Genomic DNA, 16,197 nt, shown 5'->3' on the forward strand with positions numbered 1-16,197 from the left:
TTCGGGCGCACGTAGACTCGCGACATGTCCCGCGTGCGCCTGAACTCCTCACCCGCCCTGCACGACGGCGGATTCCCCTACAGCGCCACGGTCTCGGCCGGCCCGCTGATCTTCACCGCGGGGATCTCTCCGCTCGACGCCGACGGCGCCGTGATCGCTCCGGGCGACGTCGTCGAACAGACCCGTGCCTGCCTGCAGAACCTCACGACGGTTCTCGCCGAGCAGGGGGCATCGCTCGGTGACATCGCCAAGCTCACCGTCTACGTCGCCGAACGCCTGCAGGCCGACCTCGTCGTGGCCTGGGAGGCGATCACCGCCGGATTCGGTGACGCCGTACCGCCGCCCGCGATGATGATGGGGGTGACCGTCCTGCCCTACGACGATCAGGTGGTCGAGATCGAGGCGGTCGCCGCACCGCCGGTGGCATAGGTCAGGGCTGAACCCAGACCCCCCCATCGCCCAGACCCCCCATCGCCCAGACCCCACATCGCCGAGCCGAGACGAGCCACAGATGACCCGCCCGCACATCACCGACCGCCGGCGTCGTAACCGGCTGCTGCGTCGGCACCATCTCGCCGCCGACCACCGTGGCACCGATGTCGTCACCGTCGCCGACGACATGGTGGGTCTGCACGCCACCACACCGTCGACGGTGTACCTGAGTGCCTGGGCGCGCCTGGCCGACGGGTTCACCCCCGCCGACCTCGATGCAGCCCTCTACACCGACCGCACCCTGGTCAAACAACTCGCGATGCGCCGCACCCTGTTCGTCGTGCCGCGCCCACTGCTGCGAGATGCGGTGGGCGCCATAGGCTCCCGGGTGGTGGCCTCCGAGCGCACCAACCTGCGCCGGCACCTGCGCGACGGTGAGGGATTCGGCGATCCGGACGAGTGGATCGACGCCGCCCGTACCGCCGTCGCCGGCGTGCTCGACGGCGGTGACTTCCTCACCTCCGCCGAGATCCGTTCACAGCTCACCGAATTCGATCGCAGCGTGATCGTCAGCCCCGGAAAGTCCTACGGTGGACCGAGTCCGATGTTGCCCCGCATCCTCAACCTGATGAGTGCCGGCGGCGAGATCGTGCGCGCCACCAACGACGCCGAGTGGCACCGGTCCCGGCCCCGCTGGTCGTCGATGACCGGCTGGCTCGGGGAGCCGCTCGCGCCGACCGATCCGGCGGTGGCCCACGTCGACCTGATCCGGCGCTGGCTGGCCACCTTCGGCCCGGGTACCGAGACAGATCTGGTCTGGTGGCTCGGCTCCACCAAGACCGCAGTGCGCAAAGCACTCTCGGAGATCGAGACCGTCGAGGTCGATCTCGACGACGGCTCCGTCGGCCTGGTCCTCGCCGACGACGTCGACACCCCCGACGACGCCGACGTCGCCCCGCAGGCACTGGTGCTGCCCGAACTCGATCCCACCACGATGGGCCACAAGATCCGCGACTTCTATCTCGGTGCCCACACCGGACATGTCTTCGACAGCAACGGCAACGGCGGCCAGACGATCTGGTGGGACGGGCGGATCGTCGGCGGCTGGTATCGCACGGATACCGGGAGCGGGGAGTCGGGTATCGGGACCCAACTGTTCGAGAACCTGCCGGCATCTGCCCGGCGGGCCGTCGACGCCCGCGTCGCCGAACTCCGGGAGTGGCTCGGGGAGGTACGGTTCACTCCCGGCTTCCCGCCACCGTTCATGCAGGCCCTGCGCAGCCGGAGTTGAGTACAGTGAAGCCGGTGAACGTATCGGGCCTGGTCATCGTTCACAGGAAGCTCCCAGCCTGAACCCAGTTCGGTGGCAGATTGGGGGTGTGAGGTGGTTCTCGTGAGTGACAAGGGTCAGGGAAGCAGCCAAGGCGCGAAAGTGCTCGTCGTCGACGACGAGGTCAACATCCGCGAGTTGTTGTCGGTGTCGTTGAAGTTCCAGGGATACGAGGTCGAGACCGCCGCCGGCGGTCCCGAGGCCATCGATCGCTGCCGGAACTTCAAACCCGACGTCCTGATCCTCGACGTCATGATGCCCGGCATGGACGGCTTCGGACTGCTCCGCCGCCTCCGCGCCGACGGCATCGCCGCCCCGGCGCTGTTCCTGTCCGCGCGCGACAGCGTGGAGGACAAGATCAACGGACTGACCATCGGCGGGGACGACTACGTCACCAAGCCGTTCAGCCTCGAAGAGGTCGTCGCCCGCCTGCAGGTGTTGCTGCGGCGCAGCGGATTCGACGAGCGTGCCAAGGAATCGTCGCGAATCACCTTCGCCGACATCGAACTCGACGACGAGACCCACGAGGTGTGGAAGAACGGGCAGCTGATCTCGTTGTCGCCCACCGAGTTCACCCTGCTGCGCTACTTCATGGTCAATGCGGGAACCGTCCTGTCCAAGCCGCGCATCCTCGACCACGTGTGGAACTACGACTTCGGCGGCGAGGTCAACGTCGTCGAATCGTATGTGTCCTATCTGCGTCGCAAACTCGACACCGGCATCACCCCGCTGATCCACACCCTGCGCGGCGTCGGCTATGTGATGCGAGAGCCGCGCTGAGCGCGACATCGACATGACCAACTCTGTGCGCGGCATCCGCCGCGGTGTTCCACTCCGTATCTCGCTGGTCGCGTTGACCCTGGTGCTCGTCGCCGTCGGGCTGCTCGTCTCCGGGATCGCGGTGACCTCGGCGATGCGGCAGAACCTCACCGACCGCACCGACCAGGGGCTGGTGAGCGCCGTCGACACCTGGGCCAAGCCGCGCATCCCCGAGAGCGGGGCTCAGCCGGGCCCACCCATCGGGCCGCGCCGCCCGCCGTCGTCGTACTTCGTGCAGATCACCGCCGATGACGGGATGGTCATCACCAACTCCTCGGACTTCACCGACCAGCCCGACCTCAGCGGGCTCGGTGACGGCAGCGCGGAACCGATCACCGTCGACTCCGCCGACGGCGACGGCCCGCAGTGGCGGGTCCTCAAACGTGTGTCCCCCGACGGCTCGTCGATCGTGGCGGTCCCGTTGACCGACGTGAACAAGACCCTCTCGCGGCTGGAGTGGCTGCAGTTCGGGATCGGTGCCGGCGTGGTGGCCCTGCTCGGGATACTCAGCTATCTGCTGGTCCGTTCCAGCCTGCGACCGCTGCGCCGGGTGGAGGAGACCGCGCACGCGATCGCGGCGGGCAACCTCAACATGCGGGTCGACCCGGGGCCGCCGAACACCGAGGTGGGCAGCCTGTCCGGGTCGTTGAACACCATGCTCGTGCAGATCCAGCATGCCTTCGCCGCCACCGCGGCCTCCGAACAGCAGGCGCGGCGATCCGAGGAACAGGCGCGTCACTCCGAGGAGAAGATGCGTCGCTTCATCGCCGACGCCAGTCATGAACTGCGCACCCCGCTGACCTCCATCAAGGGGTTCTCCGAGCTGTACCGGCAGGGTGCGGTCAGCGATGCCGGGGATGCGATGCGCCGCATCGACGACGAGGCAGGGCGGATGACGCTGCTGGTCGAGGACCTGCTGATGCTGGCCCGCCTGGATGCCCAGCGTCCGCTGAGTTCGGAGCCGGTGGACATGATGATGCTCGCCGCCGACACCGTGCAGGCCTCCCGTGCCGCCGCCCCCGACCGTGACATCCGGTTGCAGGTCAGCCCGTCGGACTGCCCGCCGATGGTGCTCGGCGACGCCGCACGCCTGGTGCAGGTGATCCGCAACCTGGTGAACAATGCCGTCGTGCACACCCCGCCCGATGCGTCGGTCACCATCGGCCTCGGTGTGGACCAGTCGCCGGCGCCCGGTCCGTCCGGGGTCGCCCGCCGGCCCGAGGTGGTGGTCACCGTGACCGACACCGGTCAGGGGCTCACCGCCGAGGAACAGGCCAAGGTCTTCGAACGGTTCTACCGCGGCGACAGTTCACGCTCCCGCGGCGGGAACGGCGGCGGGAGCGGTCTCGGACTGTCGATCGTGTCGGCGCTGGTCGGCGCCCACGGCGGCCAGGTCGGCGTGGACTCCGCGCCCGGTCAGGGTGCGCGGTTCTGGGTGCGGTTGCCCCTGCTGGTGGACTGACGCCGCCGGTGGAGTGACGCTGCCGGTGGAGTGATGCTGCCGGTGGACTGTCGCTGCCGGTGGGCCGGGCTCCGTCCCGGACTGGTGTGTCCGTTCAGATCAGGCGTCGTAACCGGGCGAACTCGGTCAGATCGGTGCGGAACCGGTCAAGGCTCTCCAGCGTGTACATGCCGTCGATCTGCTGGTCCTCCCACAACCGGTGGATTCGACGCAGATCGGATTGGCGTGACTTCCAACCGATTCCGTCGATGACGGCGAGGACCACCTGTCGCGGCAGCCGGACCTCGGCCATCTCCTCGATCTCGCGCACCGCGTCGGTCAGCTTGGAGCCGGTGGAGTCGAATCCCTTGGCGGCCACCACGATGTCGGCCGACGCCTCGTCGCCGACGATCAGGTCGGCCGGGGCGGTGCGACCGTTACGGCCGGTGAACCGCGACCGAGTGACATAGGACAGGCCCAGATCGCGGGCGATGTCCTCGATCTCGTCCTCGATGCGCCGGCCCGACGCGCCCGCCCGGGTCGCGGTCACCCGGGTACCGGCACGGGCCACGAGGATGTCGGCAAAGGTGTAGGTGCGGTGCATCTGCGTCTCCAGTAGACGCACCAGGTCGAACTCGGAGTCGAGCCACGTCACCAGTTCCACCGGCTTCGCGCGCGCCAGCCCGTACCAGCCCGACGTACCGAACCGGTCGCGGAGCACGTTCTTGAGCTTCTCCTGCGACAGCCCGATCGCCAGCCCCAGCACCGGCACATCGGCCGGATGGTCACGCACCCACGCCGAAAGACCTGCGATATCGGTCACCAGCATGTCGCCGAGGCTCGCGGTCGCGGCGGTGAGATGTTCGGTCTCCGGCGTCGTCTCGGTGGGATCCACGTGAGCGGTCAAGCGCCCCAACGAGGTCAGGTACTCGTCGAAATCCGGGACGGCGTCGGCGGCGGTCATCTGACTCAGTCCCGTCCGATGAACAGGAATTCGCTCACGTCGCGGCGGGTGGCCGCGGCATGCGTCCCGAAGCTGTACTTGTGATCGATCGCGATCACCTCCACCGACGGCTTCACCTTGCCCAGCAGGTCGACGATCCGATCCGGTCCGGGCAGCGCATTCGACGAGTACGACAGCACGATCGCCCCGGCATCCTCGAAATGCTCGAAGGTCCGCACCAGGGCGTCCTCGATGGTGTGTTTGTACGCGAACGGCGTGTACCGCTTGGGCAGTTTCTTGGTCTTGGTGTTCTCCATGATCGTCATGCCCTTCCAGTAGGCCGACAGGCCCTCCAGGAAGTGGTAGCGCTTGATGTAGTCGTTGTCGTCGGTCGGCGGGGCATACGGCGGATCCAGGTACACCAGATCCGGGGCGCCGCCCAGCGCCCGCTCGGTGTCCAGATCGAACACGTCCCCACACGAGCTGTGGTGCCGCAGACCGTTGGAGAACACCGTCGCGTTGTACTCGGCGACCGAACGCAGCCGGAAATGGTCCCGCAACGACATCTTCAGGTCCCGGCGACCGTCGGCATAGCGGCTGGAATCGGTGAAGGTGAACACCCCACGCGGCTGTTTGCGTGCCGCCGACAACACCAGCGCCGAGATCGCCAGATCACGCCGGTACCCGCGCAGCCGGTCGATGTGCGACCACGCCGAATCCAGGAACGCCCGATCCTCGGCATCGAAGTACAGGCCGTCGAACGTCGACGAGATGAAGTCCCGGTCGTCGGCGGGGGGACCGCAGATCTCCTCGACCAGCTCCGGCTCCAACCGCACCGACGAGTTCGTGACCGTCGCCCGCGTGATGATGTGCGGGAAGTTCAGGAAGTCGTTGCTGGCCACCGCGAAGCCCTGCGCCTTGAGCAGATACGACACCACCCCCGACCCGGAGAACGCATCCACCGCGGTGGATCCGCCCAGCTCGGCGAAGGTGCGCTCGAGGTGCGGCAACAGCCGATACTTCGAGCCCATGTACCGCAACCGGGGGAAACACTGCGCCGCGCCGACGACGTCGGTGGATGCGGCGCTGCGGGCGCGGGTGGGCTTGGGGGTTCGGCGACTCACCAGAAAAGGATGTCACGGACCCCTGACAACATTTACCCAACACCACGGTGAACACGCGGTGGTGTGCCTGAGGCATTGGTCGCAACCTGGCACGAATGCCGCGAACCTCGCCCTCGACGACCCATAGACTGGTCCCCATGTCGTCGGTATTCACGAAGATCATCAACGGAGAACTGCCCGGTCGATTCGTCTGGCGTGATGGCCAGGCCGTCGCGTTCCTCACCATCGAGCCGGTCACCCCCGGCCACATCCTGGTGGTGCCCCGCAAGGAGGTCGACCACTGGGAGCAGATGGACACCGCGACCTTCACCCACCTGACCGACGTCGCCCAGAAGGTCGGCCGCGCCGTCAAGGAGGCCTTCGGTGCCCCGCGCATGGGCATGCTGATCGCCGGTCTCGAGGTCCCGCACGTGCACGTCCACGTCTTCCCCGCCCTCACCATGGAGACCTTCGACCTGACCAACGCCCGTAAGGACATCACCCCCGAAGAACTCGACGCCGACGCGGAGAAGATCCGCGCCGCCCTCATCGCCACCGGATACCGCGAATACGTCGACGACTGAGTGACTGCCTCTGAGGTGGTCGCCGACAATCGCGTCTCACCGGGTCTCGACACGGGTCCTCGCCTGGCGGCTCGGTCCCGGCTCGACCATCCATGGTGGTTGCGGGGGTCTCGACACGGGTCCTCGCCTAGCGGCTCGGTCCCGGCTCGACCATCGATTATTGCTGGTTGAGCCGATGAGGAGCGGAGCGACGAGGCGTGTCGAAACCTCCGTCGGCCGACGTCGGGTGGTGACCCGCTCTGAGGTTGGTTACCGACAATCGCGTCTCGCCGGGTCTCGACACGGGTCCTCGCCCTGGGGGCTCGGTCCCGGCTCGACCATCGATTATTGCTGGTTGAGCCGGTGAGGAGCGGAGCGACGAGGCGTGTCGAAACCTCTGTCGGCTGACGTCGGGTGGTGACCCGCTCTGAGGTTGGTTACCGACAATCGCGTCTCGCCGGGTCTCGACACGGGTCCTCGCCCTGGGGGCTCGGTCCCGGCTCGACCATCGATTATTGCTGGTTGAGCCGGTGAGGAGCGGAGCGACGAGGCGTGTCGAAACCTCTGTCGGCTGACGTCGGGTGGTGACCCGCTCTGAGGTTGGTTACCGACAATCGCGTCTCGCCGGGTCTCGACACGGGTCCTCGCCCTGGGGGCTCGGTCCCGGCTCGACCATCGATTATTGCTGGTTGAGCCGGTGAGGAGCGGAGCGACGAGGCGTGTCGAAACCTCTGTCGGCTGACGTCGGGTGGTGACCCGCTCTGAGGTTGGTTACCGACAATCGCGTCTCGCCGGGTCTCGACACGGGTCCTCGCCTGGCGGCTCGGTCCCGGCTCGACCATCGATTATTGCTGGTTGAGCCGGTGAGGAGCGGAGCGACGAGGCGTGTCGAAACCTCCGTCGGCCGATGTCGGGTGGTGACCCGCTCTGAGGTTGGTTACCGACAATCGCGTCTCGCCGGGTCTCGACACGGGTCCTCGCCTGGCGGCTCGGTCCCGGCTCGACCATCGAAGGGTTGCCGGGTCTCGACACGGGTCCTCGCCTGGCGGCTCGGTCCCGGCTCGACCATCGAAGGGTCACCGGGGTCTCGACTCGGGTTCTCGCCTGGCGGCTCGACCATCCATGGTGGTGTCGAAACCTCCGTCGGCCGATGTCGGGGGGTGACCACCGACGGGTCGTCTACACCGTTCGGTGGATCAGCAGCGGTAGGACAGCCGTTGCGCCCGCCTCGCGGAGCGCGGCGGCGGCCAGCGTGACCGCCCAGCCGGACCGGCTCTCGTCGACGACCAGCAACACCACCTGACCGCCGACGTCGTCGGGTGCCGGGCCCAGCCGCTGCTGCCAGTGGGTGGCCTCCGCGGCGCCCGGCAGATCCCGCGACGGCGCATCGCCCATCTGTACCGGCATCGAGGTACCGGGACGCCGGCCCACCCGGCACAGATGTGCGGCGAGTTCCTCGGCGAGAGTGGTGCCGGTCAGGCGTAGCGAACAGATCACATCGGGACGCCGACCGCCCTCACGCCCCCATGCCGCCAGCGTCGCCACGGCGGCCTCGCCGAGATCGGCGAGTGCCTGCTCATCATGATTGCGTGCGGCTGCCAGCAGATCCGACCACTCCGGGGCGTCGGCATGCGCCAGCACCCGCCCCGGTGATGCCATCAGTTCCATCGGGATTCGGCCGCGCTTGCCGAAACTGCCGCCGGGGTACATCTTTCGGGGTTCCAGGACCTGGGCGGAGCGGCGCAGGCTCACCGTCACCGACCGCACGATCGCCGGATCGACGTCGGCGGACAGGGCCTCGCTGAACCGGCCGCGGCACACCGAACACCGTCCGCACGGTGTGGCGTCGGGATCGTCGAGGGATTCGGTGAGCAACTGCATCAGGCATTGCCGGCCATGGACATAGGACCGCATGATGTCGGCCTCGCGGCGTCGGACCGCCAGCACACCGTCGTAGTGTGCGGCGTCGAAGGTCCAGGGTCTGCCGGTGGAGATCCAGCCGTCCTGGCCGCGTTCGGTGGCACCGTCGACGGCGAGTTGCTTGAGCATCAACTCGATCCGTCCGCGACGCTGCCCGGTCTCGGCCTCCAGGGTCGGCACCGACATCGGGGCGTCGGCGGCGGCCAGGGCGTCGAGCAGGGCGGTCATCCGTTTGGGGTCGGGGATGGTCGACGTCGCGAAATGCTCCCACACGGCGTCGTCGGTGGCCGACGCCAGCAGCATCACCACCGCGTCGTCGAGGGCGCGCCCGGCGCGACCCACCTGCTGGTAGTAGGAGACCGGGGACGGCGGTGACCCGACATGTACCACGAAACCCAGATCCGGTTTGTCATAACCCATTCCGAGGGCCGACGTGGCGACGAGCGCCTTGACCTCGTTGCGCAGCAGCGAGTCCTCGAGGGCGTGCCGGCGGTCGGCGTCGAGCTGGCCGGTGTAGGCGGCCACCGGCAGCGAATCCCCGTGTACCGCCTGGATGGCCGCGACCAGCCGGTCGGCGTCGGCGACGGTCAGGACGTAGACGATCCCGGACCCGGGCAGGGCGGGCAGGTACTGGGCCACCCAGCCGTACCGCTGGATGGGGGACAGTCCGTCGAGGATGTTGAGCTGCAACGACTTCCGGGCCAGTGGTCCGCGTAGCACCAGGGTCCGGTCGGCGCCGTCGGTGTCGGCGGAGAGCTGGGCGGCGACGTCGGCGGTGACCCGCTCGTTGGCGGTGGCGGTGGTCGCCAGCACCGGGGTCGACGGGTTGAGCGTGCGCAGCACGTCGGCCACCCGGCGATAGTCGGGACGGAAGTCGTGACCCCAGTCGGAGATGGCATGTGCCTCGTCGATCACCAGCAGGCCCAGCCGGCCGGCCATCGCGTCGAGCACCCGCCGGCCGAAGCCCGGATTGGCCAGCCGCTCCGGCGACACCAACAGCACGTCGAGATCGCCGGACCGCAGCGCCGCCTCGATCTCACCCCACTCGTCGATGTTCGACGAGTTCAGCGTGGCCGCCGACAACCCGGCACGCCCCGCGGCGGCCACCTGATCACGCATCAGCGACAGCAGCGGGGAGACGATCAGCGTCGGCCCGGCGCCGCGGGAGCGCAGGATGGCCGTCGCCGACCAGTACACCGCCGACTTGCCCCAGCCGGTGGCCTGGACCACCAGCACCCGGGCACGCTCGACACCGACGAGGCCGGTGACGGCCTCCCACTGGTCGTCGCGCAGCCTCGCCTGCGGGCCGGCCAGGTTGGTGATCACCGCACCGGCGGCCGCGACGTCGGACTCTGAGAGCACATCCACCCCGGTCATGGGCACCAATCTAGTCCCGCTCACCGACATCGCCGCGACCTGCACCGATCGCCTGTGGACAACTCCGCCGGATACGCCCGGGCCGTCCGGCGGCAGGCAAAGATCCAGGTACGGGGCGGATCTGCCGGCCGGTCCGGAGCGACGTGGGGAAGTGTCGCCGCACGCGCGCGACCGCTCACAGGAAACTGGCAGGTCGAGTGCAGAGTGAGGTCAGTTGAACAGCCAAAACTGGTTCCCATGACGACAGAAGCGCTCCCACAGGCCGCCGCCCCGATCGCGGTGGTCGCCGACACCTCTCCCGCCGCGCCGGTCCTCGACATCGTCGTCCCGGTCTACAACGAAGAGAACGACATCGCAGACTGCCTGCGACGACTGCACGCCCACCTGCGGGTGCATGTCCCGTTCACCGCGCGCATCACCGTCGCCGACAACGCGAGCACCGACTCCACCGTCGCGATCGCCGCCGCGGTCGCCGAGGAGATCGGCGGCATCCGCGTGGCACACCTCGAGGAGAAGGGCCGCGGTCGCGCGCTCAAGGCGGTGTGGTCGCGCAGTGACGCCGAGATCGTCGCCTACTGCGACGTCGACCTCTCCACCGACCTCAACGCGCTGATGCCGCTGATCGCCCCGCTGATCTCCGGGCACTCCGACATCGCGATCGGCACACGGCTGTCCCGCTCGTCGCGGGTGGTCCGCGGCCCCAAGCGTGAGTTCATCTCCCGCTCCTACAACCTGATCCTGCGCACCGCGATGCGGGCCCGGTTCTCCGACGCCCAGTGCGGCTTCAAGGCCATGCGCACCGAGATCGGCCGCCAGGTGCTCCCGTACGTCGAGGACACCGGCTGGTTCTTCGACACCGAACTGCTGGTGCTGTCGGAGCGGATCGGCCTGCGGATCGCCGAGGTCCCCGTCGACTGGATCGACGACCCGAACTCCACCGTCGACATCGTCTCCACCGCGGTCGAGGACCTGAAGGGTTGTGCCCGTGTGGGTTACGCGCTGGCAAGCGGTCGACTGCCGATCGCCGACCTGCGCGCCACCATCGGCCGTGACCGTGCCCCGGGCCCCGCGATCGACGGTGTTCCGCACGGCATGGTCGGACAGCTCGCCCGGTTCTGTGTGGTCGGCGTGGCCTCCACCATCGCCTACGCGGTGCTCTACCTGCTGCTGCATTCCTTTCTGGGAGCACAGGTCTCGAACTTCGTCGCACTCGCGGTGACCGCGGTCCTCAACACCGCCGCCAATCGTCGCTTCAGCTTCGGTGTCCGCGGCCGCAAGGATGCGATGCGGCACCAGTTCTTCGGGCTGGGCGTGTTCCTGTTCGGCTGGATCGTGACCGCCGGATCGCTGGTCGCCCTGCACCAGTTCGCACCCGACGCCGGCAAGAACATCGAGCTGGTGGTCCTGGTGGTGGCCAACCTGGTCGCGACGGCCACCCGATTCGTGGGGCTACGGTGGGTGTTCGGCGTCCACAAGGACCGCACCGAGGCGGCCACCGCCCAGTGACCGAGACCTCGCCCGGACACCGGGCCCCGGCCCGATCAGCCACCCGATCAGCCCCCTGATCAGCACCGCCACGTCGACCATCAGAGAGAGATGATGACCTCGAGCACAACCGAATCGGCGACGGCCCCGGAGAGTTCCTCCCGGGGCCGTGGCCCTGTCTTCACACCCCCCGCCGACCCTTCCCCGCGATGGAAGTGGTCGTCGTTGGCGGTTCTCCTGATCGGCACCGCGGTGATCGACCTGTGGCATCTGTCGATCAACGGCTGGGCCAACTCCTTCTACACCGCGGCGATCCAGGCCGGCTCGCAGTCGTGGAAGGCGTGGTTCTTCGGGTCGTCGGACATGGCGAACTCGATCACCGTCGACAAACCTCCTGCCTCGCTGTGGCTTCCGGCGATCTCGGTGCGGATCTTCGGCCTCAACTCCTGGTCCGTCCTGGTGCCCAACGCGCTGATGGGTGTGGCGACGGTGGCCCTGATGTACGTGATCGCGCGAAAGTGCTTCGGGCACTGGGCGGCGATCGGTGCCGGGGCCGTCCTCGCGCTGACGCCGGTGGCGGCCATGATGTTCCGCTTCGACAATCCCGAGGCGCTGCTGATCCTGCTGATGGTGGCCGCGGTGTGGGCGATGCTCAAGGCGGTCGAGGACGGCCGCACCCGCTGGCTCGTGCTCACCGGCGTGTTCGTCGGATTCGGTTTCCTCACCAAGCAATTGCAGGTGATGCTGATCGTCCCGCCGCTGGCGCTCACCTACTTCGCCTTCGGCCCGCACTCGTGGCCGAAACGTCTGGCGCAGTGCTTCGCCGCACTCGGCGCGATGATCGTCAGCGCCGGCTGGTGGATTCTCGCCGTCGAACTGTGGCCTGCGTCGTCGCGGCCGTGGATCGGTGGCTCCCAGAACAATTCGATCCTCGAACTCACCCTCGGCTACAACGGACTCGGCCGGCTCAACGGCAACGAGACCGGCAGCGTGGTCCCCGGTGGCGGTGGCCGCGGCGGCTATGGGGCGACGGAGATCCCGGGCATGCCCGGTGGCGGTGAGTTCCCCGCTGGCCCAGGCGGTCCCGGCGGGCGTGGCGGTATGTGGGGCCAGACCGGCATCCTGCGCATGTTCACCGCCGAGCAGGGCGGGCAGATCGCCTGGCTCATCCCGACCGCACTCATCCTGGGAATCGGTGCGCTGGTGCTGCTGGCCCTCGCGTGGCGCGCGGCCGGACGTGACGCGGTGCGTCGTCCGATGGCACACCTGAGCGTGTGGGGACTGTGGCTGATCCTCACCATGAGCGTGTTCAGTTTCATGGCCGGGATCTTCCACAGCTACTACACCGCAGCCCTGGCACCGGCCGTCGCCGGTCTGCTCGCCGGCGGTGCGGCCGTCGCCTGGTATCACCGGGACAGCCTGTGGGTGCGCGTCCTGCTGGCCGCGGCCGTGTGGTTCGCCGCGATCTGGGGATACGTCCTGCTGCAGCGGTCGCCGGACTTCGTGCGGTGGCTGGCACCGATCGTGCTGTTCGTCGGCCTGGTCGGCGGCGCGGTGATGCTGCTGGCCCACCGCGAGTACCTGGGGGCGCTGGCGCTCGGGTTGTCGGTGGCGGCCGGCCTGGCCGGTCCGCTGGCCTACACCGCCGACACCATCACCACCGCCAAGGAGGGCTCGATCATCAGCGCGGGCCCGCGCGTGGAGAACGGTGGCCCCGGCGGTTTCGGCGGTGGTGGTCGCGGTGGACGTGACCGCAACCGTGAGTTCCCGCAGGGCTTTCCGGGTATGGGGCCCGGCGGCATGGGTGGCGGTACCGAATACGACGGTATGGGCGGCTTCGGCGCGATGATGGAGATGGGCGGTGGCCCCGGTGGCCTGCTCAACGGGTCCCGGCCGAGTGCGGAGATGATCGAGAAACTCACCGCCGATGCCGATCGGTACACCTGGATCGCCGCGGCCATCGGGTCCAACTCCGCATCGGGCTATCAGCTCGACACCGGCTACTCGGTGATGCCGATCGGCGGGTTCAACGGCACCGACCCGTCGCCGACCCTCGAGGAGTTCCAGACACTGGTGTCCGAGCACAAGATCCACTACTTCATCGGCGGTGGCCGGATGATGGGTGGCGACTCGCGTGGGACGTCGGGACAGATCGCCGAATGGGTGGAGCAGAACTTCACGTCATTGACGATCGACAATGTGACGTTGTATGACCTGACATCCCCCAAATGAGGGGCTAAAGTGCCCGCGTGACATCGAGCATCGGCCATCGGCTGACCCGGATGACCGGTCGCGACCCGCATCAGCACGAGCGGGCCGCCACCAGTCTGGAACTGTTCTACGATCTCGTCTTCGTCGTGGTCTTCTCGGTCGCGGGCACCCAGGTCGCGCACTATCTCGCCGAGGGGCACTATCGCACCGCGGTCTTCGGATACGTGTTGTGTACCTTCGCGGCGATCTGGGCGTGGATCAACTTCAGCTGGTTCGCCTCCGCCTTCGACACCGACGACTGGTTCTTCCGGGGTGTGGTGCTGGTCCAGATGATCGGCGTCGCGATCCTGGCGCTCGGTGTCAACGATGTCTTCGCCTCGATCGACGCTCACGAGCACGTCGACATCAGGGTCCTGGTGATCGGGTACGTGGTGATGCGCATCGGCCTGCTGACCCAGTGGATCCGGGCCGGACTGCAGAGCCCGGAATTCCGGCGCACCTGCTTCACCTATGCGATCGCCGTGATCGTCGCCCAGGTGCTGTGGGTGGTCGTGGCGGTGATCGACCTGGCCCTGTGGCCGACCATCGTCGGCATCCTGATCTGTGCCGCCGTGGAACTGCTCGGCCCGGTTGTCGCCGAGACCCGCGTCAAGGCCACCCCATGGCATCCGCATCACATCGCCGAGCGCTACTCACTGCTGACCATCATCACCCTCGGTGAGGGTGTGGTCGGCGTCGTCGCGGTGATGCAGGCGCTCGTCGAGGAGGACGGCTGGACCACCGACACCGCGATCTTCGGCCTGGCCGCCATGGTCATCCCGTTCGCGATGTGGTGGCTGTACTTCATCGTGCCCACCGGCGACGCGTTGCACAGGCATCCGGAGAAGTGCTTCCCCTGGGGGTACGGGCACACCCTGATCTTCATGGCCGCCGCGGCCACCGGTGCCGGACTCGAGGTGGCGGCATTGTGGAGCGAGCATCACGCGAGTATCGGGGCGGGTGCGGTGATCGCCTGTGTGGCCGTCCCACTCGGTGTCTACTGCTTTGGCATGCTCACCTTCTACGACTATCTGGTCGGCTTCGACCGGCTGACGCTCTTCGGCGGTGCCGGCGTGATCGCGATCCTCGCCGCGGCGGTGTGGTCGGCGTCGGCGGGGGTGTCGCTGACGTTTGCCGTCGTCGTGGTGGCGCTCGCGCCACTGTTCCTGGTCGTCGTCGACGAGTTTCTCGGTGCGCCCCGCCGCGCCCGGGCGGTCGCCGGGCTGTCGGGGGCGGAGTAGTCGCGCGGGCGTCATGGCCCGACCGTTAGAGTCGTGGACGTGCGCGTACTCGTGATCGGCTCGGGCGGCCGCGAACATGCCCTCCTGCTTGGTCTCGCCAAGGACCCGTCGGTGACCGACCTCCACGTCGCCCCGGGTAACGCAGGCACCGCCGCGGTGGCCACCAACCACGCCGTCGACGTCGCCTCGTCCGACGAGGTGGTGGCCCTGGCGAAGTCCCTGGCCGCCGACCTGGTGGTGATCGGACCCGAGGTCCCGCTGGTGCTCGGTGTGGCGGATGCCTTGCGCCACGCCGGTTTCGCCACCTTCGGTCCCGGCAAGGATGCCGCGCGGATCGAGGGGTCCAAGGCCTTCGCCAAGGACGTCATGGCCGCTGCCGGGGTGCGTACCGCGCACGCCGAGGTGGTCGACAACCCGGCCAACCTCGACGCCGCCCTCGATCGTTTCGGACCCACCTGGGTGGTCAAGGACGACGGGCTGGCCGCGGGTAAGGGCGTGGTGGTCACCACTGATCGTGCCGCCGCCCGCGATCACGCCGCCGAATGCCTCGAGAGCGGCCACCCGGTACTGCTGGAGAGCTTCCTCGACGGCCCCGAGGTCTCCCTGTTCTGCCTCGTCGACGGCGAGACCGTGGTCCCGCTGATCCCGGCGCAGGACCACAAGCGGGTCGGCGACGGCGACACCGGTCCCAACACCGGCGGCATGGGCGCCTACACGCCGCTGCCGTGGCTCTCCGACGAGATGACCCGCCGCATCGTCACCGAGGTGGTCGAGCCGGTCGCCGCCGAGATGGTCCGTCGCGGCTGCCCGTTCAACGGCCTGCTCTACGCCGGTCTCGCGATCGGCGCCGACGGCCCGGCCGTCGTCGAATTCAATTGCCGCTTCGGTGATCCCGAGACGCAGGCGGTGCTGGCGCTGCTGGAGTCGCCGTTGGGACAGGCGCTCGGCGCGACCGCGGTCGGTACGCTGGGCGACCTGCCGCCGCTGGAGTGGACCGACGGCTCGGCCGTCGTTGTGGTGATCGCCGCCGAGAACTACCCGGGCACCCCGCGTACCGGAGACGTGATCGCCGGGGCCGACGCCGAGGGTGTCCTGCACGCCGGCACCAAGCGCAATGCGGAGGGGCAGATCGTGTCCGCCGGTGGCCGTGTCCTCGGCGTGATCGGCGTCGGCGCCGACCTCGAGGCCGCCCGCGCCCAGGCCTACGAGCGGGTCGCCGCGGTGAAGCTGCCCGGCTCGCACCACCGCACCGACATCGGCAAGGCCGCCCTGGAAGGCCGGATCTCGCTGTAA

12 protein-coding genes are annotated in these 16,197 nt (G+C 68.4%); 9 read left to right on the forward strand and 3 right to left on the reverse strand.

The window, feature by feature from the left end; genetic code table 11:
• The first annotated feature begins 24 nt into the window (after nucleotides 1–24).
• The 4 genes from Q9K23_RS17445 to Q9K23_RS17460 all read left to right on the forward strand — a co-directional run bounded on the left by Q9K23_RS17445 (nucleotide 25) and on the right by Q9K23_RS17460 (nucleotide 4,043).
• Nucleotides 25–429, forward strand: coding sequence for a RidA family protein (locus tag Q9K23_RS17445; protein ID WP_053778279.1), 405 nt, complete (start codon nucleotides 25–27; stop codon nucleotides 427–429).
• 82 nt (nucleotides 430–511) lie between these two features.
• Complete coding sequence (locus Q9K23_RS17450) at nucleotides 512–1,723, forward strand: winged helix DNA-binding domain-containing protein (protein WP_020791837.1); 1,212 nt, start codon at nucleotides 512–514, stop codon at nucleotides 1,721–1,723.
• 102 nt (nucleotides 1,724–1,825) lie between these two features.
• The gene (locus Q9K23_RS17455) at nucleotides 1,826–2,542 is read left to right on the forward strand and encodes a response regulator transcription factor (protein ID WP_053778311.1); all 717 of its coding nucleotides are present in this window, start codon (nucleotides 1,826–1,828) and stop codon (nucleotides 2,540–2,542) included.
• Nucleotides 2,543–2,555: 13 nt separating this feature from the next.
• The gene (locus tag Q9K23_RS17460) at nucleotides 2,556–4,043 is read left to right on the forward strand and encodes a HAMP domain-containing sensor histidine kinase (protein ID WP_053778278.1); all 1,488 of its coding nucleotides are present in this window, start codon (nucleotides 2,556–2,558) and stop codon (nucleotides 4,041–4,043) included.
• Between the two features lie 94 nt (nucleotides 4,044–4,137).
• Here the strand turns inward: Q9K23_RS17460 and Q9K23_RS17465 are convergent, their stop codons facing one another.
• Together Q9K23_RS17465 and Q9K23_RS17470 are read right to left on the reverse strand one after the other, a co-directional pair.
• A complete protein-coding gene (locus tag Q9K23_RS17465) occupies nucleotides 4,138–4,986 on the reverse strand; it encodes a hypothetical protein (protein ID WP_020792097.1) in 849 nt (282 codons plus the stop codon).
• 5 nt (nucleotides 4,987–4,991) lie between these two features.
• Entirely contained in the window at nucleotides 4,992–5,996 is a 1,005-nt protein-coding gene (locus Q9K23_RS17470; protein ID WP_053778277.1) for a DNA adenine methylase, read from the reverse strand.
• Between the two features lie 230 nt (nucleotides 5,997–6,226).
• Between Q9K23_RS17470 and Q9K23_RS17475 the strand changes: the two genes are divergently transcribed.
• Nucleotides 6,227–6,652 carry an HIT family protein gene (locus Q9K23_RS17475; RefSeq protein ID WP_020792100.1) on the forward strand — a complete coding sequence of 142 codons (426 nt, stop codon included), beginning with the start codon at nucleotides 6,227–6,229 and terminating at the stop codon, nucleotides 6,650–6,652.
• 1,158 nt (nucleotides 6,653–7,810) lie between these two features.
• Here the strand turns inward: Q9K23_RS17475 and Q9K23_RS17480 are convergent.
• A complete protein-coding gene (locus Q9K23_RS17480) occupies nucleotides 7,811–9,928 on the reverse strand; it encodes a DEAD/DEAH box helicase (protein ID WP_305950219.1) in 2,118 nt (705 codons plus the stop codon).
• Between the two features lie 237 nt (nucleotides 9,929–10,165).
• On the opposite strand from Q9K23_RS17480, the gene Q9K23_RS17485 reads away from it, so the two are divergent.
• The 4 genes from Q9K23_RS17485 to purD all read left to right on the forward strand — a co-directional run bounded on the left by Q9K23_RS17485 (nucleotide 10,166) and on the right by purD (nucleotide 16,197).
• The gene (locus Q9K23_RS17485; RefSeq protein WP_053776728.1) at nucleotides 10,166–11,434 is read left to right on the forward strand and encodes a glycosyltransferase; all 1,269 of its coding nucleotides are present in this window, start codon (nucleotides 10,166–10,168) and stop codon (nucleotides 11,432–11,434) included.
• A 93-nt stretch (nucleotides 11,435–11,527) separates the two neighbouring features.
• A complete protein-coding gene (locus Q9K23_RS17490) occupies nucleotides 11,528–13,645 on the forward strand; it encodes a glycosyltransferase family 39 protein (protein WP_053776742.1) in 2,118 nt (705 codons plus the stop codon).
• A 50-nt stretch (nucleotides 13,646–13,695) separates the two neighbouring features.
• Nucleotides 13,696–14,904 carry a low temperature requirement protein A gene (locus Q9K23_RS17495; protein ID WP_187343527.1) on the forward strand — a complete coding sequence of 403 codons (1,209 nt, stop codon included), beginning with the start codon at nucleotides 13,696–13,698 and terminating at the stop codon, nucleotides 14,902–14,904.
• A 39-nt stretch (nucleotides 14,905–14,943) separates the two neighbouring features.
• Nucleotides 14,944–16,197, forward strand: a complete 1,254-nt coding sequence (gene purD, locus Q9K23_RS17500) for a phosphoribosylamine--glycine ligase (protein ID WP_187343526.1) — start codon at nucleotides 14,944–14,946, stop codon at nucleotides 16,195–16,197.

This window comes from Gordonia sp. NB41Y, from assembly GCF_030718915.1.
Taxonomy (GTDB): Bacteria; Actinomycetota; Actinomycetes; order Mycobacteriales; family Mycobacteriaceae; genus Gordonia; species Gordonia desulfuricans.